Below are 18,373 nucleotides of genomic sequence, written 5' to 3'. Positions count from 1 at the left end.
ACCCCAACCCCTAATGCGAAGTCCCCTCCACAAACTCGATCTTGTTGCCAACGTTGTACTTGCCCGACGGCTTGTTCATCGGGATACGCTTGATCTCCTCAAGCGTGTCACTGTCATAAACAATCAGCGCCCCATCAGTGGCCCAAATACTCAGCAGCAAGTGCCGACCATCGCGAGTGAACTCGACGTGCGCCGCCGTCTTGCCAGGCATCGGACGCAAGGTACGAGCGATTTCCAAGGACTGTTTGTCGATCAAATGAATCGCATCGTTGTCCGGCCCGAAGAACACATCCGTCCAGGCATACCGCGAATTGACGTGACTGCGCATGAAAAACCCCGGCCCCAACGTCGGGATTTCCTTGATCAGTTTCCAGGTCTTGAAATCGATGACCGAGATCAGCCCCTTGCTGATGTTCGGCGTGGCAAACACCCACTGACCGTTGCGTTTCCAATAGGTCCCGGACCCCAGGTGCGGCATGCCCGGCAACGGAATGTCGGTGACCACCTTGCCACTGTCGAGGTCGATCACCTGACCACCCTTGGCCTTGCGCGACGTGGCCAGCAACTGCTTGTAGTCCGGTGAAAAGGAAAAGTCGTCGAGCATGTCCTCAGCCTCGATCCGTCGCGGCTCGAAGTCCGGAGTCCCGGCGCTCGACAGTTCCCAGACCTCCTTCACGTCCTTGAGCGCGACAATGAAACTGTCCCGTGGCGGCGCGGTGTAGACCGCGCTGACCCGTGACGCCGTGCCGTCCTGGCCGATGGCTGGAATGGTCTTGACCAGCGACAGATCGCGGGCATCCAGCACGACAAGATTGCCCGGCAAATAGTTACCCACCAACACCCAGCGACCATCCTTGCTCACCGCCAGGTTCCGGGTGTTGAGCCCGGCGCGGACCTCGGCGATCAGCTTCAGGTTGTGCAGGTCGTACAGGCTGACCCAGCCATCGCGCGAGGCGACGTAGACGAAGCGCCCGTCCGGCGAGAACTTCGGCCCGCCATGCACGGCAAAGTGCGAGGTAAACCGCGCCAGCACCTCGAAACGATCGCCGTCGAGGATGTTGATGTGGTGATCGCCAGCTTCCACCACCACGAACAGGTTCAGTGGATCGGCGCCATGCTGGGGCGTGGTGGGCAGCTTGCTGATGTCGGCGAGCATCGAGTGACTGCCGCGAATCTCGTCGTTGCTCCAGGTCGGCGCGGTGGCGGGCGGTTGCTGAAGGTAGTTCACCAGCGCATCGATCTGCGCCGGGTTGAACACGTTGGCAAAGCCGGCCATCTGGCTTGCGGGGCGACCGTTCTGGATCACGCTGCGGATTTCATCGGGTTTGATCCGGCTCAGACTCTCTGGCAACAACGCCGGCCCGGTACCGCCGAAACGGTTGGCGCCATGGCAGCTTTGGCAATGCTGGCGGTAGTCGTTCGCGGCGTGTTCAAGTGCCGGATCAGCGGCGCCAGCGACAGCACTGACCCATAACAGCGGCAGCAGCAGCCCGCGCTTCATAGCGCCACCTTGCCGTGCCGTTGCAACGCCTGAACAGGATAAAAGCGCGCCGGGTATTCCATTGGCTGTGCGGCGAACAGATCGACCACCTTGCCGATCACCGTCAGCGTCGGAATACCGGGCGGGCACTCCAGCGCCAACGTCGGCAGTTGGTGCAACAAACCACGGGCAACGTGCTGGTCGGGGCGCGTGCCGTTGCTGACCAGCGCTGCCGGCGTGTCGGCCGACAACCCGGCCTCGATCAGGTGCCGGGCGATAACCCCGAGGTTCGATAAGCCCATGTAAAACACCAGGGTCTGGCTGCTGTCGGCCAGATCGTGCCAAGGCAGTTTCAACTCGCCGTCGTGTTGCAAGTGGCCAGTGATGAATCGACAGGAATTGACCAGGTCCCGGTGCGTCAGCGGGATGCCGGCGTAAGCGCTGCACCCGGACGCGGCGGTGATGCCCGGCACCACCTGGCAGTCGATGTTGCGCTGCAGCAGATACTGCAACTCCTCGGCGCCGCGACCGAAAATGAACGGGTCGCCACCCTTGAGCCGGACCACGCGTTGCCCTTGCTCGGCGAGGTCGGCCAGCAGCTCGTTGATCTGTTCCTGGGGCAGGCTGTGGCAGCCGCTGGCCTTGCCGACGTAATGCCGGGCGCAAGTGAGGGGGATCAGCGTCAGCAGGTCGGGGCTGATCAGACGGTCGTAAACCACGGCGTCGGCCTGCATTAACAGGCTCCAGGCGCGCAGGGTCAGCAGGCGTGGATCGCCGGGGCCCGCGCCGACCAGGGCGACTTCGCCCGGTCTGAACAGGGACGCAAGTGCGGCCGGTAAAATAATCGATGGGTACATGGGACGTCCTTGGTTCTTCATCAGGTTGGCCGGGGCTTGCCAGGCGGATGCTTCAGTGCATGACGCAAGGGATTGTCGTGATGGGCGGCACACCGATTTCTTCATCGCTGAGGTGGCAACCGGGATCCTGCCCCCACAGATCGCCTTCGGCCCAGGCGCGGGTTCGGGTGTTGCCGTTGCAGATGTCCAGCCAGCGGCATTGGCCACAGCGGCCGCCGACGGCGCGCGGATGCGCCCGCAGCTGTTGCAACAAGGTGTCCGGCCGGTCCAGCCAGAGCGTGCGAAACGGTGTGTGCCGCACGTTGCCCACCGAGTGTTGCCACCAATAGGTGTCCGGGTGCACTTCGCCGGTGTTGTCGATGTTGGCGATGCCGCTGCCCGAGGCATTGCCGCCCCAGGCGCGCAGCATGTGTTCCAGGCGCGGGTAATGTTCGGGCAGATGCAGCCCCACCCATTGCAGCAACAGAACGGCGTCGGCATCGTTGTTGCCGCTGACGAAATCGCTGTCGCGACCCTGCGCGATATCTTCCCAGGCGCGTTCGAAAATCAGCGTCATCGCCTCGCGGCTCATCTGTTGCCGGGCGTCGAGCTGGCGGCTGCGTTTGCCGCGGCCGCTGTAGTTGAGGTGCGACAGGTAAAACTTTTGCACGTCGTACTCGCGCATCAGCGCCAGCAATTGGGGAAGCTGCGCATGGTTTTCCTGGGTCAGGGTGGTGCGCAGGCCGACCCGAATACCTTGTTCGCGACAAAGGCGGATCGCCCGCATGGAACTGGCAAAACTGCCCTTGAGTTGGCGGAAGGCGTCATGGGTGGCTTCCAGTCCATCGATGCTGATCCCGACATAGTCGAAATTCGCCGCACGGATCTGCGTGATGTTGTGCTCATCGATCAGCGTGCCGTTGGTGGACAAGGCAACAAAGAAACCCTTGGCGCGGGCGTAGGCGCTGAGCACAAACAGATCGTCACGCAGCAGCGGTTCACCGCCGGACAGGATGAGCACCTTCACCCCGGCAGCGTGCAGATCATCGATCACGCTCAGTGCGGCGGGCGTATCCAGTTCATCGCGAAAGACACTGTCGGCCGAGGTTGCGTAGCAGTGTTTGCAGGTCAGGTTGCAGCGCCGCAGCAGGTTCCAGATCACCACGGGCGGCCGGTTGCTGCCCGGTGGGCTGGTTCTGGGGGCGGGCGCCTGGCCGGCCAGCGCACGCAGGTATTGGCTGATCCTTAACATGCAACTCTCCTTGAGTCGGCGCGCGTTCAGTGCGTTGCGGGTGGCAGGCGCAATCCGGTTTTTTTCAGGATGCGGCTGCTCACCAGCATCTCGTCGGCGGCACAGGCATCGCCCAGCAAGTAGCGCAGGTGTTCGCGGTAGCTGTCGATTTCCTCGCTGCTGCGACCGTGCACCATGGCAAACAGGTTGTAGCGCCAGTCCTCACGGCGCGGGCGTCGATAGCAATGGCTGACGAAAGGCTGCGCACCGATCAGCGCACCTAGGCGCGGCATGTCGGCGTCGCGCACATCCCAGACCGTCATGCCGTTGTAGCGATAACCCAGGCGATAGTGGTTGGGGACAGCGGCGATGCGCCGGATGGCGCCCTCGGCCTGCAAGCGCTTTAGCAAGTCCAGGGTGGATTCGATGCTCAAGTCCAGTTGCTCGGCGAGCCAGGCCCAAGGATCGTCCAGTAAGGGCAGGCCGGTCTGGGTCAGCTCGATCAGGCGATGGGCCAGGGTGTCTTCAGACCGGGAAATACAAACCGACATGGTAGGTCTCCTCTTTGGGCAGATTCAGCAGCGGCAAGCCGGTCAGGGATTCAATGCGCTGCAGGGTCTCGGCGATGCCTTGTTCGGTCGGGCAACCGAGCACAAACCACATGTTCCAGGGGTGTTCGCGTCGATAGTTGTGGGCCACTTCCGGCAGGGCGTGCAGTTGCTCGGCGACGTCTTCGAAGCGTTCTTCCGGCACCGCCAGCGCCGCGAGCGTGAAGGCACCGCCCAGCCGTTCAATGTCGAACATCGGGCCGAAGCGCGTGAGCACGCCGTCTTCCAGCAGTGCGTGGAGCCGATCGAGCAGTTCACTGCTGCTGCTTTGCAGCTCGGCGGCCAGTACTTTCCAGGGATGGCGCACCAGCGGCAGGCCCAGTTGCAAGCGGTTGATCAGTCTACGGTCGAGGTCATCCACGGTCGGAGGCTCCTGTTGATGAGGGCGCAAAGCGCCCGCCGCATTGTTTGAAGGCGTGGGTGCTGAACAGCAGTTGGTGGGGCAGGTCGCTCAGCAGGTGTTCTTCGAGCAGCGCCTGAATGTGCGCCGCGACTTGATCGCGTTGGCGACCGTGAACCATGCAGAACAGGTTGTATCGCCAGTCAGGCAGGCGTCGCGGCCGCTGATAGCAGAGGGTGATGCCGGGCGCTCGCCCCAGGCGCTGGCCGACTTCGTCGATCAACGCGTCCGGAATGTCCAGCACCAGCATTGCGTTGGCGGTAAAGCCCAGCGCGCGATGGTTGAGCACCAGGCCAACCCGGCGGAACAACCCTTGCTCGTGCCACTGGTGCATTTGCGCGAGCACCTGGTTTTCCTCGGCGTTGATCCGTTCGGCGAGTGCCTGATAAGGACGCGAGACCAGCGGCAACCCGCCTTCCAGGTGCCGACGCAGGGCCAGTGCCTGTTTGGGATTCAATGGCGCTTTCATCGGCTTTCTCCCAAAGCAAAGCCGAGGTCGATGCGGTAAGCGGTCAACATCGGCAGGTCCAGTGGGGTGAGGCCGGTGTCGTGCTCCAGTTCTTCGAGAATGCGCTCGATGTGTTGGCGATCGGGGCCGGTCAACACAAACCACAGGTTGTAGTGATGCTCGCGCGCGTAGTTGTGATTGACCTCGGGGTACTGGCTGATGCGCTTGGCGACTTGATGCAGGCGTTCGGCGGGCACGGCGAGGGCGGCGAGGGTGCTGGCGCCGGCACGGCTGTGGTCGAACACCGGACCGATCCGCGACAAGGCCCCGGCCAGTTCCAGCCGTTGCAGGCAGGCGATCACTTGCGACTCGCTGCAACCCAACACCTGGGCCATTTCGAGGTAAGGTTCCGGGCACAGCGGCATGCCATGCTGGAAGCGATCAATCAGTTGGCAGGCAAGCAGGTCGAGGTCCATTTCAATAGCCCATTTTTTGTGCGCGGCTGCTGAAGAAGATGCCGCTCGGCGCGGTGGCCGGCAGGGTGCTCAGCTGTTTCAGGCTGTACGGGTCCCAGACCTGTACCTGATTGCCGTCGCGTAAGGACAGCCACAGCTGATCGCCGCGTGCGGTGAATTCCATGTGCAGCACCGCCGGGCCCGGTCGCAGGTCGGCGACCACGGCGTGGGTTTCGGTGTCGATCACCTGGACCCGATCGTTGTCCGGGTAGGCGAAATTGACCCACAGTTGCCGACCGTCCGGGCGCGAGGTGACGAACACCGGTTGGCCGGCGACGGGGATCACAGCGCTCTGCTGCCAGGTGCGCGAATCCATCACCAACACTTGATGGCGACCGACAGCGGGGACGAAGGCCTGATGGTCGGCGACGGCCCAGCCCTCAAGGTGCGGCATTTTGTAGACCGGCAGTTTTGCCTGGCCGCGTCCGTAATCACCGAGCACCCGCTTTACCCCACGCTCGGGATGCCAGAGGTCGAGTTGCGCCATGCCGTCTTCGCCGAACAGGCCGGCCATGTAGTAGCGCCCGTCCGGGGTGATCAGCGCGTCGTAGGGTTGCTCGCCGATGTCGGTGAAGCGGCTGATCTGCGGGGTGGTGCCCTGGCTGAAATCCAGGGTCCAGATCTCGCCGGTGTCAAACAGGCTGAACACAAAACGCTGGCCAGGCGCGTCGACCAGGCCGACCACTCGGGAACGCTTGCTGCCATCGGCCAGCGAGGTGGCGGGAATGTCGGCCACCAGCTGCAAGGTTTCGGCATCAAAGACCTTGACCCCGCCGGGCACATAGTTGGAGACCGCGATCAGCTTGCCGTCCTGACTGATGGCGCCGCCGATGCTGTTGCCACCCTGGATCACTCGGTGATCGATGCGTCGGGTCAGCAGGTCGATCTTGCTCAGACCGCCGTCGCGGCCGAACACATAGGCAAAGCGCTGGTCGCGGGAGAACACCACCGAGGCGTGGGACAGGTCGCCCAACCCTTCGAGCCGGGCCAGCGAAGTGCGGTTGTCGCTTTCGATGATTTGCAGGCTGCCGGTGGCGCGTTCCACCACCACGCCCAAGTCGCCGGTGCCACGCAAGGGTGGCTGAGCGCAGGCGGACAATAACAGCCCGGTCGCCGCTGACAGCAGGATTGAACGGATCATGGTGCGGGATATCCCTGGAGAAGAAGATCGATCAGCCAACGGATGTCGGCGGTGCTGAGCAGCGGGGCCCAACCGGGCATCGCGGTGCCGGGCCGGCCATGGGTGACGGTGGCGATCAGGCTGTCCCTGGACTTGCCCGCCAGCGCTGCGCGGGTCAGTTCGGGGCCGAGGCCGCCGGTCATGTGCAGCCCATGGCAGGCGCCGCAGTCCTGGGCCAGCAGGTGTTCGAGTTGCGCCTGACGCTGGGCGTCGGGCGCGGCAACCGTGGTTGCGCAAATGAGGAGGAGGGCCGCCAGAACCAGAGCCTTTGGAAAAATCATCATGGCGCCCTCCAGGCGGTTATTTGAGCGTCAGGACCCAGGTCGCGAGAATCTTCGCTTCCTCATCCGTGACCGGGTTTGCCGGCATCGGCATCGGTCCCCAATTGCCCTGTGTGCCGTTTTTGATATGACTGGCCAGGGTGTCCGCGGCCCCGGCTACGCCCGCATTCTTGGCCGCTACATCCTTGAGTGCCGGGCCGACCAGTTTGGTGTCGATGGAGTGGCAGGCGGCGCAGGGTTTGCTTTTGAACAGCTCCAGCGCGTCCTGGGCCATGGCCGGTTGCACGCTCAGCGCAGCGGTCAGGGCGAACAGTGAAAGCAGAGTATTTTTCATGGTGTTTCCTTGCATTGATGGAGCTCAATAGATGTCGTGTTGGGTGTTGTAGACGTTGAACTTTCCGGTGGGTGTGATCAGTCGTTTGTCCTTGATGACTGACTTGAGCTTCAGGGTTTTATCGTCGATCACCACCAGCGCCGATTCGTCGGCCTGACCGCTCCACACGGAGAACCAGACTTCATCGCCGGCCTTGTTGTATTCCGGTTGCACGACGCGCATCGCCCCTTGCTTGATGCCCGCGTATTCGGCGATGGGCAGCACGGTATAGCCGGCGTCGAGCTTGTCGATATTGAACACCGCCACCGACTGACTGAGTTTTGCGTCCGGGTTGAGGGTGGTGTCGACGTACAGGTGACGGGAGTTGGGGTGGGTCTTGATGAACAGCGATCCACCGCCCTGGCCCTTGATCGAGGCGACCTGTTTCCAGGCGTATTGCGCGTGTTTGACCGGGTCGGTGCCGATCAGCGAGATGCCTTCATCGCCCAGGTGGCTGGTGGCCCAGACCGGTCCGTAGGTCGGGTGGTCGAAGTTGGCGCCGCGCCCAGGGTGCGGGGTTTTGCCGACGTCCACGAGCGCGGTCAACTTGCGCTCCTTGGAGTCGATCACTGCGACTTTGTTGGAGTTGTTGGCGGCGGTCATGAAGTAGCGGTGCGTACTATCCCAACCGCCGTCATGCAAGAACGGCGCGGCGTCGATGGAGGTGACGGTGAGGTTCTTGATGTCCTGGTAATTGACCAGCATGACCTTGCCGGTTTCCTTGACGTTGACGATGAACTCCGGCCATTCGTGGGACGCAATGATCGCCGCGACCCTCGGCTCAGGGTGATATTCCTGCTTGTCGACGGTCATGCCGCGTGTCGAGACGATCTGCTTCGGCTCCAGGGTTTCGCCGTCCATGATGGTGAACTGCGGCGGCCAATAGGAACCGGCGATGGTGTACTTGTCTTCGTAGCCTTTGAATTTGGAGGTCTCGACCGAGCGCGCTTCGATGCCCACTTTGACTTCGGCGACCTTGGTCGGCTCCACCGGCCACAGGTCGATCATGTCGATCCGGGCGTCGCGGCCAATCACCAGCAAGTAGCGGCCCGAGGCGGAGATCCGCGAGATGTGCACCGCATAACCGGTCTCGATCAGCTTGACGATTTTCTTGCTGTCGCCGTCGATCAGGGCAATCTTGCCGTCATCGCGCAACGTCACCGAAAACAGGTTGGGCAGGTCGAGTTTGCTCAATTGTTTTTTCGGACGATCCTCGGGTTTGACCAGCACCTTCCAGGTTTTCAGCGTCTCGGCCATGCCCCATTCCGGCGGTGTCGGCGGCGTGTGCTGAACGAACTTGGCCATGGCCGTGATTTGCTCCTTGGTCAGGGCATTGGACGTCCCCCAGTTCGGCATGCCTGCCGGTGAACCGTAGGTAATCAAAGCCTCCAGGAACGGTTGCCCGCGCGACTGGGTGATGTCCGGGGTCAGCGGCTTGCCGGTCGCCCCTTTGCGCAGCACGCCGTGACAGCCGGCGCAGCGCTGGAAGTAGATTTCCTTGGATGAATCGAACTCGGCCCGGCTCATATCGGGAGCGCCAGCGGTTTTGACCATGGGCGGTGTGGCGGCGGGCTCGTTGGCTCTGGCTGCGTGAGACACCGCAAAGGCCAGTGTCGAACACAGGGTGGCGACGGTCAGAGCAAACGTTTTTCTATTGCTGATCAGCATTCCATTTCTCCTCAGGCAAGACCTTTGCGATGCGCTGGAACGACAGCGCAGGACGCAGGTTCTTAGTGCGCTGCAAGGCTATGCCCGAGCAGGCCAATGCCCGCTTGACGGCGATCAAGTTTGTCGGCCATGTCACTTGCCAGGTTGTCGCAGGGGTCCGTAGCGTGTCCCTCAATTCTGTTGTTGAATCAGGTGCCCCATGGACCATCTCCCGTCTGGCGAACACAAGGCCGAACCCTTCTACCAACCGCTCAATAATGAGGAGGCGCTGTTCGAGCAGGCCTGGCAACACGGCATGCCGGTGCTGATCAAGGGGCCGACCGGATGCGGCAAGACCCGTTTCGTCCAGCACATGGCGCATCGGTTGAACCTGCCGCTGTACACCGTGGCGTGCCACGACGACCTGAGCGCGGCTGACTTGATCGGTCGCCATCTGATCGGTGCCCAGGGCACCTGGTGGCAGGACGGACCGCTGACCCGCGCGGTGCGTGAAGGCGGCATCTGTTATCTCGACGAAGTGGTCGAGGCGCGCCAGGACACCGTGGTGGTGTTGCATCCGCTGGCCGACGATCGTCGCGAGTTGTTCCTGGAGCGCACCGGCGAAGTGTTGCAGGCGCCGCCGTCCTTCATGCTGGTGGTGTCCTACAACCCCGGTTACCAGAACCTGCTCAAAGGCATGAAACCCAGTACCCGACAACGCTTCGTGGCGATGCGTTTCGATTACCCGCCGGTGGCCGAAGAGGAGCGCATTGTTGCCCGCGAGGCTCAGGTGGACAGCGCGCTGGCGGCGCAAGTGGTCAGGCTGGGGCAGGCGCTACGGCGGCTTGATCAGCATGATCTGGAGGAAGTCGCTTCGACGCGGTTGCTGATTTTCACCGCACGAATGATCCGCGCCGGCATGAGCCCGCGTGAGGCGTGCATGGCCTGCCTGGCCGAACCATTGAGCGACGATCCGCTGACCGTCGCGGCGCTGATGGACGTGGTTGATGTCCACTTCGGTTGAACCCGGCGGCGTCGCGCCCAGGCATTTGCCGGGCGATCTGGCGATGTGGTTTTTCATTCTGGCCGAGCTGTCGGTGTTTGCCATTCTGATTCTGGCGTTCGCCGTGACCCAGGCGCTCAAGCCGCAGCTGTTCAGCGAAAGCCGTCTGTTGCTGAACACGTCGACCGGTCTGGCGATGACCCTGAGCCTGCTGACCGCCGGGCTGTTCGCGGCGCTGGCGCAGGCGCAAGTCAGGCGCTCACGGCCTCGCCACGGTGCTGTCTGGCTGTTGGCCGCGTTGTTCGTCGCCAGTGTCTATGTGGTGTTGAAAGTCACCGAGTACCGACACTTGCTGGGCTCGGGGCTGGGGATGGAGCACAACACGTTTTTCACGCTGTACTGGATCCTCACCGGGTTTCATTTTCTTCATGTGTTGCTTGGCATGTTCATCCTCGGATGGCTGGCCGAGCGTTGCCGTCGTGGGTTGTACGACGCCAGTAATCGCAGCGGATTTGAATCCGGCGTGTTGTATTGGCACATGGTTGATCTGATCTGGGTGGTGTTGTTTCCGCTGGTTTACGTGCTGGGTTGATGAGGTTTTCATGTCTGCTTCCAGGTTCTTGTTTGTCTGCTGGGCAGCGCTGGCCACGCTGAGCGTAAGCACTGTGTTGCTGGCGCAGTCGGGCGCGACAGGGTTGTTGTCCGTGGCCATTTTGCTGGTGGCGGTTGTCAAGGCCTGGTTGATTACTGATGGCTTCATGGAAATGCGCCATGCGCCGCGATTGTGGCGTCGGTTGTTGGTGAGTTGGGCGTTGGTGTTGGCGGTGGTTGTGGGGGGGATGTTGGTGGTGGTTGATTGAGTACATATCCGTTTCTGCGGTGATGGCGGCTATTGGTTTCGCCCTTACGGCGAGTCACTTGGAAGAGCCCCAAGTAACCAAGGGCTCTTGCCCCTTTCGTTCGGTGCCTCGCTGTGGCTCGGCATGCCCTCGCTCCGGTCCTGCTCCGTGGGCCCGCCGCCATCGGCCATCCATGCCGGGTTGCCCGCTGCGCAGAACCTGCGCTCGGCCTCTCGAGGGGGCGCTCAGATCAAAAGCGGAAGGCGAGCTAACGCTCGACCTGATGAGTGGTGGAAATCAAAAGCAAACGCGATTCCCTGTAGGAGCCGGCTTGCCGGCGAAAAGCGTTTGGACAATGAGTTCATTCAGACAGCCCGCGTTATCGTTGACCTCCATCGCTGGCAAGCCAGCTCCTACAATTTCAAACCGTGTGAACCCAATCTCTTGTAGGAGCCGGCTTGCTGGCGATGGCGGTGGGTCAGTCGACGTATGTATTGGCTGGGTAGACGCAATCGCCAGCAAGCCGGCTCCTACAGGGGAGCGGTGTACATGTCCGGAATGAGTGAACGCATCAAAGAAGGACAACGCGTACACAAAATGAGCCAGGTCGGCTTTCAGGCCGCCTCGGCGGCTGTCGCGGTGGTCGCCCCCTCGAGAGGCCGAGTGGAGGTTCTGCGTAGTGGGCAACCCGGCATGGATGCCGGGTTAGCCGCCCCCGGCCATGGATGGCCGATGGCGGCGGGCCCACGGAGCAGGACCGGAGCGAGGGTATGCCGAGCCTTAGCGAGGCACCGAACGAAAGGGGCAAGAGCGCTTTGGTTACTTTCGCGCTTTTCGAAAGTGACTCGCCGTAAGGGCGAAACCAATAGCCGCCAACACCACAAAAACGGATATGTACCCCCCCCCTCAAAAAAAACCGACCGCCTGACACAAAGCGCTCCCACATTCGATCTGTGGTGTCGGTAATACCCGAGCAAAACCATCGGAGTTTCTTGATCGCCATCAAGCAGGTTTCAACCCTTCGCTTCCTATCATGGACGGGCCAAGCAAAGAGGAAGCGACCATGTCAGAGACCTTCACCAAAGGCATGGCCAGGAACATCTACTTCGGGGGAAGCATCTTCTTCTTCCTGGTATTCCTGGCCTTGACCTACCACACGGAACAGACCTTCCCGGTGCGCAGTAACGAAGCGCAATTAACCGAATCAGTGATTCGCGGCAAAACAGTCTGGGAGCAAAACAACTGCATCGGCTGCCACACGCTGCTGGGCGAGGGCGCCTACTTTGCGCCTGAGCTGGGCAACGTCTTTCAGCGGCGCGGCGGGGAGCAGGGCTTCAAACCTTTCCTGCATGCCTGGATGAAAATGCAGCCGCTGGGCGTACCGGGCCGGCGCGCGATGCCTCAGTTCAAATTGAGTGACCAGGAGGTGGATGACATCGCCGAGTTCCTCAAATGGAGCTCGAACATCAACACCAATGGCTGGCCGCCAAACAAGGAGGGCTGAGCAATGAGCATTGCCAATCCACATCTGAAATTCGCCTCGCAAGCCGTGGCCAAACCGTACTTCGTGTTTGCCCTGATCCTGTTCCTCGGTCAGGTGCTGTTCGGTTTGATCATGGGCCTGCAATACGTGATCGGCGACTTTCTGTTCCCGATCATTCCGTTCAACGTGGCGCGGATGGTGCACACCAACCTGTTGATTGTCTGGCTGCTGTTCGGCTTCATGGGCGCGGCTTACTACCTGATCCCGGAAGAAGCCGACCGAGAGCTGCACAGCCCGAAACTGGCAATCCTCCTGTTCTGGGTGTTCGCCGCCGCCGGTGTGCTGACGATCCTGGGCTACCTGCTGGTGCCTTATGCGGGCCTGGCCAGGCTGACCCACAACGAGTTGCTGCCGACCATGGGCCGGGAGTTCCTCGAACAGCCGACCATCACCAAGATGGGCATCGTGGTGGTGTGCCTGGGCTTCCTCTACAACATCGGCATGACCCTGCTCAAAGGTCGCAAGACCACCGTCAGCATGGTGATGATGACCGGGTTGATCGGGCTCGCGGTGTTCTTCCTGTTCTCCTTCTACAACCCCGGCAACCTCGCCCGTGACAAGTTTTACTGGTGGTGGGTGGTGCATCTTTGGGTGGAAGGCGTGTGGGAATTGATCATGGGTTCGATGCTCGCCTTCGTGCTGATCAAGATCACCGGGGTAGACCGGGAAGTCGTGGAGAAATGGCTGTACGTGATCATCGCCATGGCGCTGATTACCGGGATCATCGGCACCGGTCACCACTTCTTCTGGATCGGTGCGCCCGAGGTCTGGTTGTGGGTCGGCTCGATCTTCTCCGCCATGGAACCGCTGCCGTTCCTGGCCATGGTGATCTTCGCGTTCAGCATGGTGAAGAACCGTCGTCGGCAACACCCGAATCGCGCGGCCACACTGTGGGCCAAGGGCACCACCGTTACGGCGTTCTTCGGTGCGGGCGTCTGGGGTTTTCTGCACACGTTGGCCCCGGTCAACTTCTACACCCACGGTTCGCAACTGACGGCGGCTCACGGTCACCTGGCCTTCTACGGCGCTTACGCGATGATCGTGATGACCTTGATCAGCTACGCCATGCCACGCTTGCGCGGCTTGGGTGAAGCCGGCGACGAGCGCTCGCAGACGCTGGAGATCTGGGGCTTCTGGTTGATGACCCTGTCGATGGTGATGATCACATTGTTCCTCACCGCTGCCGGTGTCGTGCAGGTCTACCTGCAACGCTGGCAGGCCGACGGAATCGCGTTGCCCTTCATGTCCACGGTCGAACATTTGCAAGTGCTGTTCTGGGCCCGCCTGGGTTCCGGTGTGGGGTTCTTCGCCGGGTTGCTCTGCTACTTGTTCAGCTTCAAGCAACGTGGCCGCGCCGCTTTGCGCGCCCCGGCTGCCGTGGTTCCGTCATGAGCCTGCATAACGGCTAGAAAAGGTCGGCCCGGCTGAGACAGCGGGCCGTTTTTTTGCTTTGGAAAAAGGGCAACTACCATGGCCTTTACCGTTGAACTGGAAGAGTGGGTCGGCAGTGTCTGGCACCGTTTCATCACCCGGCGCGCCAGTGCGGATTTCCCCGAGGCACGCGTTGAGCTGATCAGCCAGCAACGCCCGCTGGCGCTGTTGTTTCGTGCTATGGGCGGTGCCAACGGTGTCGGCGTCGAAGCCGCCAGCGACCGCGATCTGCTGCTGCGGCGCAACGTGTTGCAGCAGATCGCCGGCACCTGCAAACAAGTGCCGTTGGCGTGGTGCGACGCGGCGAATCTTCGGCTGCCGTCGAGCCTGGCGGTGTTTCCTGACGTCGCTCTGAACGAAGAACTCTATCGTTGGCTCGCGCTGCTGGCGGCGCAGGCCGGGCCGATGCGTCACTGGGGTCGGGACAATCAGCGCTGGACGCAACAGCTGTTGCAGCGCTTCCCCGCGTTGCGCGTCCGCTATCAACGCCTGGTCGATGCGCATCTGCAATTACGCCCGGATCCGGCCTCGTTGAACCGCAGCGAAGCCGCGCTGGAACGGGCGTTATGCCAGGCGTTGCGTGAGCCGGGCAGTGTCGAGCATTTTCCTCGTAGCGAACGCGCTGCCTGGCCGCTGCCATTGTGGTTGTACCCGCCGCAAAATTTCGCCAGTGCGCAGGCAGCGGATCTGGGCGATGAATCCGAAGAGTCGTTGACCACGCCACCCGGCGAACAGAAAAGCGGACGCAAACGCGCCACGCGGATCGATGAAAGCACCCGTGATGGCGGGCTGTTGGTGGTGCGCCTGGAGAACCTGTTCAGTTGGACCGAACACGTGGATCTGGATCGCTGGTCGGACGACAGCGAAGACCCGGACGCCGCCCGGGTTGCCGATGACCTGGACGAACTGACGCTGTCGCGCACCCGCCTGCGCAAGGGCGGTGGCCTCAAGCTGCACCTGGATCTGCCGCCGGCCGATGTCGACGATATTCCCTTGGGCGAGGGCATCAAGTTGCCGGAGTGGGACTATCGCAAGCAACGGATGCAGGACAGCTTCGTCAATCTGCAAATGATGGTGCCGCGCGACTGTGAAGCGCAGCCGCTACCGCCACGGCTCAAGGCCTCGGCGCGACGTTTGCGCCGCCAGTTTGAGCACCTGCGCAACGACCGCCAGTGGTTACGCCAGCAACCCCAGGGTTCTGAACTGGACATGCAGGCCTGGCTGGATTTTCACGTTGAACGCGAGCATGGCGAGTGCGCCGAACGGGGTTTGTTCATGGAACAACGCCAGACCCGCCGCGACCTTGCGTGCCTGTTGCTGGCCGATGTGTCGATGTCCACCGACGCCCATCTCAACGATGAACATCGTGTCATCGACGTTATTCGCGACAGCCTGCTGCTGTTCGGCGAAACCCTGTCGGTGCTGGGTGATGATTTTGCCCTGTACGGGTTTTCCTCGTTGCGTCGCCAGCAAGTGCGCATGCAAGAACTCAAGTCGTTCACCCAGCGTTATGACGACAACACCCGAGGTCGCATCCAGGGACTCAAGCCGGGTTATTACACACGCATGGGCGCCGCCATTCGCCAGGCCACCAAACTGCTGGGCACCAGCAAACGACGCAGCAAATTGTTGCTGTTGCTGACCGACGGCAAACCGAATGATCTGGATTTGTATGAGGGCCGCTACGGTGTCGAAGACACCCGCGAGGCGGTGCGGGAGGCGCGGCGCCAGGGATTGACGCCGTTCTGTATCACGATTGATCGCGAGGCCGGGGACTACTTGCCGTACATGTTCGGCGCCAATGGCTACACCTTGATCCGCCAGCCCGAACAACTGCCTCTGCGCTTACCGCAGTTGTATCGCCAGTTGACCCAGCCATGACCCTTCCTGTCGGAGCGAGCTTGTCTCGGGCGGCGTTCCGATGATGGAGGTTAACGATAACGCGTACGTCCTGATTCAACGCGTCGTCCTCAGATCCATCGCGAGCAGGCTCGCTCCTACAGTGCGTCGCGCAGCATCAACGCGGCAGCCAGAAAAACATCGCCACGCAAAAGATCGTGAGGCCGATGCAGAACCACATGAACCGATGCTGCCGACGCTCCCCGGCGCGTTCGGCCAGTGCCGGCAGGGGCATGCCGCAGTGGCGGCATTCGGTTTCTTTTGAGGGGTTGGCGTGCTGGCAATACAGGCAGACGGGCATGGCGCTCACTCGAACTGTTCCAGGCGTGGACGATCAAGAATGGCGATCTGGCGGCCATCCTGGGTAATGATTTTTTCATCGATCAGGCGGCGGATGATGCGCGAGAACGTTTCCGGCTGGATCGACAGGTGCCCGGCAATCAGTTGCTTGGCCATCGGCAGTTCGAATTGACTGTCGATGGTTTGCTGGCGCACCAGTTGCGTCAGCAGATAGCGCACGACCCGGTGAGTGGCGTTTTTCAGTGACAGGGTTTCGATTTCGTTGACCCGCTGGTGCAGGCGAACGCAGAGCTTGCCCAGCAGTGCGAAGGTCAGCCGGCTGTTGTTCTGCAGCAAACGCATGTAGGTGCTGTTGGATAACCGGTAGAGCTGGGTAGGGCAGACCGCTTCGGCCGAGGCCACATAGTTGGGGGTGTCCATCAGCATCATCGCTTCGGCGAAGGTTTGCCGATCGCTGAGCACCTCGAATACTTTCTCCTGCCCGTCGGGTGTCAGGCGGTAGATCTTCACCGCCCCGGCAATCACGAAATAGAACGAATCGGCCGGCTCGCCCTGACGGAACAACGGCTCGCCTTTGTCGATGCTCAGCAGTTGGCTGGTACTCATCAATTCATCCAGCTGTTCTTCATTCAACGGCTCGAACAAGTGATGACTGCGCAGAATCTGGTGATGGACGCGATGAAGCACCATGGGAATTCATCCTGAAGGTTGAGGAGGTGGCTTGCGATCAAGAATCAGACAAGGCCCAGGGAGATGCCGCTGGCTACCGCCAGGACGGAGGTCAACACCACAAACCAGGCCAGTGGCTGGACGACTTTTTTCATGAGGACTCCCGGGATCGAGTTTGCTTTGAGTTCCCGAGGCTTGAGCAAGACGCGGGCCATGCCTGAAGGCCTTTGTTTATTGGGGCTGTAGACGGTCAGGGTAAAAAAGACCCATGCAATCAGGGTAAAAACAACCATTAAATGGTCATTTTTACCCTGCATCAGCTACCGTTACAGCTAGGAAGTGCCGCCAGCCGTTGATCTGGAGCGGGGGCACGGCCCTTGCACACTTGATCTGCGACAAAGGCAATTGCTCGGCAATACCCGATGATTGCACCCGGAATTACCTCGCGCGCAGGTTGGCGCCAGGTCAGCAACAAGGTAGAGGAGTGGCTTTATGCAAGTGCTTGACCGCCGTAAAGCGATGGCCATCGCGCCGCTGTTACGTCTGGCCTTTCGGCCGTTCTTCCTCGCGGGCGGCCTGTTGGCCGTGCTGGTCATCCCGCTTTGGCTGGCGGCCTTCAGCGGTTCGTTGTCCGCGTGGCAGCCGGCCGGTGGTTGGCTGAGCTGGCATCGACATGAATTGCTGTTCGGGTTCGGGCTGGCGATTATTGCTGGCTTCCTGCTGACGGCCGTACAGACCTGGACCGGTCGCCCCGGCCTCAGCGGCAAACCGTTGGCCGCGCTGGCGCTGCTGTGGTTGGCGGCGCGCGTGGCGTGGCTGGTCAATGCCCCGTGGCCGCTGCTGGTGGTGCTGGAAATGGCGTTCCCGCTGGCGGTGGCGGCGTTGATGGGCTTCACGTTGTGGAAGGTGCGGCAAAAGCGTAACTACCCGATTGTGGTGGTCCTGCTGTTGCTGGCCGGGGCTGACGGGTTGTCCGTGTCGGGGCTGGTCGCAGGTCATGAGGGCTGGCAGCGTCAGGGCGTGCTGACCGGCATCTGGCTGGTGGCGGCCATGATGGGGTTGATCGGCGGCCGCGTGATTCCATTCTTCACCCAGCGCGGCCTCGGCCGGGTTGACGCTGTTGCCCCTTGGCCATGGCTGGATTGGCTGCTGCTGATTGGCTCGCCACTGGTGGCGTTGCTGTATGCCGTCGGCCCTGCGCTCAACGCCAATGTCTGGGTAGGTTTGTTGTTCGCGGTGCTGGGGGCTGGGCATCTGGTGCGCCTGGTGCGCTGGCAAGATCGCGGCCTGTGGCGCGTGCCGTTGTTGTGGTCGCTGCACCTGGCTTACGGCTGGCTGGCGGTGGCCTGTCTCGGCATGGCGCTGTGGCATTTCGGCGTGCCGCTGAACCCGAGCCTGGCAGTGCATTGCCTGACAATCGGCGCCATGGGTGGTCTGGTGCTGGCGATGATCGCGCGGGTAACGCTCGGGCATACCGGCCGTGCGCTGGAGCCACCGTCGGGCATGACCTTGGCGTTCATTTTGCTCAACCTGGCGTGTCTGAGTCGGGTCGTGTTGATTGTGTTTTTCCCTTTGCCGGCGCTGTGGCTGGCCGGTCTGTGCTGGACGCTGGCGTTTGCGCTGTACGCCTGGCGTTATGGGCCGATGCTGCTGCGGGCCCGGGTCGACGGTCATCCGGGATGAGCAGGCC

21 protein-coding genes are annotated in these 18,373 nt (G+C 61.8%); 7 read left to right on the top strand and 14 right to left on the bottom strand.

Annotated features, from left to right (window positions below; genetic code table 11):
* Positions 1-10: 10 nt before the first annotated feature.
* Genes KGB24_RS03640 through nirS form a run of 11 tightly spaced genes read right to left on the bottom strand, consistent with a single transcriptional unit; the run spans position 11 to position 8,906 of the window.
* The gene (locus tag KGB24_RS03640; RefSeq protein ID WP_223413818.1) at positions 11-1,501 is read right to left on the bottom strand and encodes a nitrite reductase; all 1,491 of its coding nucleotides are present in this window, start codon (positions 1,499-1,501) and stop codon (positions 11-13) included.
* Positions 1,498-2,337, bottom strand: a complete 840-nt coding sequence (cobA, locus tag KGB24_RS03635) for a uroporphyrinogen-III C-methyltransferase (protein WP_223413819.1) — start codon at positions 2,335-2,337, stop codon at positions 1,498-1,500. Before cobA ends, KGB24_RS03640 begins: the two co-directional genes overlap by 4 nt.
* A gap of 52 nt (positions 2,338-2,389) precedes the next feature.
* The gene (gene nirJ, locus KGB24_RS03630; RefSeq protein WP_223413820.1) at positions 2,390-3,568 is read right to left on the bottom strand and encodes a heme d1 biosynthesis radical SAM protein NirJ; all 1,179 of its coding nucleotides are present in this window, start codon (positions 3,566-3,568) and stop codon (positions 2,390-2,392) included.
* A gap of 26 nt (positions 3,569-3,594) precedes the next feature.
* Entirely contained in the window at positions 3,595-4,098 is a 504-nt protein-coding gene (locus KGB24_RS03625; protein ID WP_008043669.1) for an Lrp/AsnC family transcriptional regulator, read from the bottom strand.
* Positions 4,073-4,516, bottom strand: a complete 444-nt coding sequence (locus KGB24_RS03620) for an Lrp/AsnC family transcriptional regulator (RefSeq protein WP_008034421.1) — start codon at positions 4,514-4,516, stop codon at positions 4,073-4,075. Before KGB24_RS03620 ends, KGB24_RS03625 begins: the two co-directional genes overlap by 26 nt.
* Positions 4,509-5,024: an Lrp/AsnC family transcriptional regulator gene (locus KGB24_RS03615; RefSeq protein ID WP_008034419.1), complete on the bottom strand. Its 516-nt coding sequence runs from the start codon at positions 5,022-5,024 to the stop codon at positions 4,509-4,511. Before KGB24_RS03615 ends, KGB24_RS03620 begins: the two co-directional genes overlap by 8 nt.
* On the bottom strand, positions 5,021-5,479 hold the full coding sequence (locus KGB24_RS03610; RefSeq protein WP_223413821.1) for an Lrp/AsnC family transcriptional regulator: 459 nt from the start codon (positions 5,477-5,479) through the stop codon (positions 5,021-5,023). Before KGB24_RS03610 ends, KGB24_RS03615 begins: the two co-directional genes overlap by 4 nt.
* A 1-nt stretch (position 5,480) precedes the next feature.
* Positions 5,481-6,659 (bottom strand): cytochrome D1 domain-containing protein, encoded by a 1,179-nt coding sequence (locus KGB24_RS03605; protein WP_223413822.1) that lies wholly within the window; start codon positions 6,657-6,659, stop codon positions 5,481-5,483.
* Positions 6,656-6,979 carry a c-type cytochrome gene (locus KGB24_RS03600; RefSeq protein ID WP_223413863.1) on the bottom strand — a complete coding sequence of 108 codons (324 nt, stop codon included), beginning with the start codon at positions 6,977-6,979 and terminating at the stop codon, positions 6,656-6,658. Before KGB24_RS03600 ends, KGB24_RS03605 begins: the two co-directional genes overlap by 4 nt.
* Positions 6,980-6,998: 19 nt before the next feature.
* Positions 6,999-7,313, bottom strand: coding sequence for a c-type cytochrome (locus KGB24_RS03595; RefSeq protein ID WP_008043673.1), 315 nt, complete (start codon positions 7,311-7,313; stop codon positions 6,999-7,001).
* Positions 7,314-7,337: 24 nt separating this feature from the next.
* A complete protein-coding gene (gene nirS, locus KGB24_RS03590) occupies positions 7,338-8,906 on the bottom strand; it encodes a nitrite reductase (RefSeq protein ID WP_223413864.1) in 1,569 nt (522 codons plus the stop codon).
* A gap of 313 nt (positions 8,907-9,219) precedes the next feature.
* On the opposite strand from nirS, the gene KGB24_RS03585 reads away from it, so the two are divergent.
* The 6 genes from KGB24_RS03585 to KGB24_RS03560 all read left to right on the top strand — a co-directional run bounded on the left by KGB24_RS03585 (position 9,220) and on the right by KGB24_RS03560 (position 15,696).
* Positions 9,220-10,023 (top strand): CbbQ/NirQ/NorQ/GpvN family protein, encoded by an 804-nt coding sequence (locus KGB24_RS03585; RefSeq protein WP_008034410.1) that lies wholly within the window; start codon positions 9,220-9,222, stop codon positions 10,021-10,023.
* Positions 10,007-10,594: a cytochrome c oxidase subunit 3 family protein gene (locus KGB24_RS03580; protein WP_223413824.1), complete on the top strand. Its 588-nt coding sequence runs from the start codon at positions 10,007-10,009 to the stop codon at positions 10,592-10,594. The genes KGB24_RS03585 and KGB24_RS03580 overlap by 17 nt, the downstream gene beginning before the upstream one ends.
* Positions 10,595-10,604: 10 nt before the next feature.
* Positions 10,605-10,862 (top strand): cytochrome C oxidase subunit IV family protein, encoded by a 258-nt coding sequence (locus KGB24_RS03575; protein WP_008034406.1) that lies wholly within the window; start codon positions 10,605-10,607, stop codon positions 10,860-10,862.
* A gap of 1,042 nt (positions 10,863-11,904) precedes the next feature.
* A complete protein-coding gene (locus tag KGB24_RS03570; protein WP_008029662.1) occupies positions 11,905-12,345 on the top strand; it encodes a c-type cytochrome in 441 nt (146 codons plus the stop codon).
* A 3-nt stretch (positions 12,346-12,348) separates the two neighbouring features.
* Positions 12,349-13,776, top strand: a complete 1,428-nt coding sequence (locus KGB24_RS03565; RefSeq protein WP_008029660.1) for a cbb3-type cytochrome c oxidase subunit I — start codon at positions 12,349-12,351, stop codon at positions 13,774-13,776.
* A gap of 78 nt (positions 13,777-13,854) precedes the next feature.
* The gene (locus tag KGB24_RS03560; RefSeq protein WP_008029658.1) at positions 13,855-15,696 is read left to right on the top strand and encodes a nitric oxide reductase activation protein NorD; all 1,842 of its coding nucleotides are present in this window, start codon (positions 13,855-13,857) and stop codon (positions 15,694-15,696) included.
* 136 nt (positions 15,697-15,832) lie between these two features.
* On the opposite strand, the gene KGB24_RS03555 is transcribed toward KGB24_RS03560, so the two are convergent.
* From KGB24_RS03555 to KGB24_RS03545, 3 genes are read right to left on the bottom strand one after another with little or no spacing between them, the layout of a single operon-like run.
* Positions 15,833-16,015, bottom strand: coding sequence for a hypothetical protein (locus KGB24_RS03555; RefSeq protein WP_008029656.1), 183 nt, complete (start codon positions 16,013-16,015; stop codon positions 15,833-15,835).
* Between the two features lie 5 nt (positions 16,016-16,020).
* A complete protein-coding gene (locus tag KGB24_RS03550; RefSeq protein WP_008029654.1) occupies positions 16,021-16,704 on the bottom strand; it encodes a Crp/Fnr family transcriptional regulator in 684 nt (227 codons plus the stop codon).
* A gap of 44 nt (positions 16,705-16,748) precedes the next feature.
* Complete coding sequence (locus KGB24_RS03545; protein WP_223413825.1) at positions 16,749-17,000, bottom strand: hypothetical protein; 252 nt, start codon at positions 16,998-17,000, stop codon at positions 16,749-16,751.
* A 175-nt stretch (positions 17,001-17,175) separates the two neighbouring features.
* Between KGB24_RS03545 and KGB24_RS03540 the strand changes: the two genes are divergently transcribed.
* Positions 17,176-18,366, top strand: coding sequence for an NnrS family protein (locus KGB24_RS03540; RefSeq protein ID WP_223413826.1), 1,191 nt, complete (start codon positions 17,176-17,178; stop codon positions 18,364-18,366).
* Positions 18,367-18,373: the final 7 nt, after the last annotated feature.

Origin of the sequence: Pseudomonas sp. BF-RE-25 (assembly GCF_019956105.1) — a bacterium.
GTDB lineage: Bacteria > Pseudomonadota > Gammaproteobacteria > Pseudomonadales > Pseudomonadaceae > Aquipseudomonas > Aquipseudomonas migulae.
The sequence above is the reverse complement of the archived record's forward strand: the minus strand, read 5'-3'. Positions and strand labels throughout refer to the sequence as shown.

Excerpts from the sequence above, each read along its gene's own strand:
- KGB24_RS03625 (WP_008043669.1), bottom strand. The coding sequence starts at position 4,098 with ATGTCGGTTTGTATTTCCCGGTCTGAAGACACCCTGGCCCATCGCCTG.
- KGB24_RS03540 (WP_223413826.1), top strand. The coding sequence starts at position 17,176 with ATGCAAGTGCTTGACCGCCGTAAAGCGATGGCCATCGCGCCGCTGTTA.
- KGB24_RS03610 (WP_223413821.1), bottom strand. The coding sequence starts at position 5,479 with ATGGACCTCGACCTGCTTGCCTGCCAACTGATTGATCGCTTCCAGCAT.
- cobA (WP_223413819.1), bottom strand. The coding sequence starts at position 2,337 with ATGTACCCATCGATTATTTTACCGGCCGCACTTGCGTCCCTGTTCAGA.
- KGB24_RS03585 (WP_008034410.1), top strand. The coding sequence starts at position 9,220 with ATGGACCATCTCCCGTCTGGCGAACACAAGGCCGAACCCTTCTACCAA.
- KGB24_RS03580 (WP_223413824.1), top strand. The coding sequence starts at position 10,007 with ATGTCCACTTCGGTTGAACCCGGCGGCGTCGCGCCCAGGCATTTGCCG.
- nirJ (WP_223413820.1), bottom strand. The coding sequence starts at position 3,568 with ATGTTAAGGATCAGCCAATACCTGCGTGCGCTGGCCGGCCAGGCGCCC.
- KGB24_RS03575 (WP_008034406.1), top strand. The coding sequence starts at position 10,605 with ATGTCTGCTTCCAGGTTCTTGTTTGTCTGCTGGGCAGCGCTGGCCACG.
- KGB24_RS03565 (WP_008029660.1), top strand. The coding sequence starts at position 12,349 with ATGAGCATTGCCAATCCACATCTGAAATTCGCCTCGCAAGCCGTGGCC.
- KGB24_RS03640 (WP_223413818.1), bottom strand. The coding sequence starts at position 1,501 with ATGAAGCGCGGGCTGCTGCTGCCGCTGTTATGGGTCAGTGCTGTCGCT.
- KGB24_RS03560 (WP_008029658.1), top strand. The coding sequence starts at position 13,855 with ATGGCCTTTACCGTTGAACTGGAAGAGTGGGTCGGCAGTGTCTGGCAC.
- KGB24_RS03600 (WP_223413863.1), bottom strand. The coding sequence starts at position 6,979 with ATGATTTTTCCAAAGGCTCTGGTTCTGGCGGCCCTCCTCCTCATTTGC.
- KGB24_RS03605 (WP_223413822.1), bottom strand. The coding sequence starts at position 6,659 with ATGATCCGTTCAATCCTGCTGTCAGCGGCGACCGGGCTGTTATTGTCC.
- KGB24_RS03545 (WP_223413825.1), bottom strand. The coding sequence starts at position 17,000 with ATGCAGGGTAAAAATGACCATTTAATGGTTGTTTTTACCCTGATTGCA.
- KGB24_RS03555 (WP_008029656.1), bottom strand. The coding sequence starts at position 16,015 with ATGCCCGTCTGCCTGTATTGCCAGCACGCCAACCCCTCAAAAGAAACC.
- KGB24_RS03570 (WP_008029662.1), top strand. The coding sequence starts at position 11,905 with ATGTCAGAGACCTTCACCAAAGGCATGGCCAGGAACATCTACTTCGGG.
- KGB24_RS03615 (WP_008034419.1), bottom strand. The coding sequence starts at position 5,024 with ATGAAAGCGCCATTGAATCCCAAACAGGCACTGGCCCTGCGTCGGCAC.
- nirS (WP_223413864.1), bottom strand. The coding sequence starts at position 8,906 with ATGGTCAAAACCGCTGGCGCTCCCGATATGAGCCGGGCCGAGTTCGAT.
- KGB24_RS03550 (WP_008029654.1), bottom strand. The coding sequence starts at position 16,704 with ATGGTGCTTCATCGCGTCCATCACCAGATTCTGCGCAGTCATCACTTG.
- KGB24_RS03595 (WP_008043673.1), bottom strand. The coding sequence starts at position 7,313 with ATGAAAAATACTCTGCTTTCACTGTTCGCCCTGACCGCTGCGCTGAGC.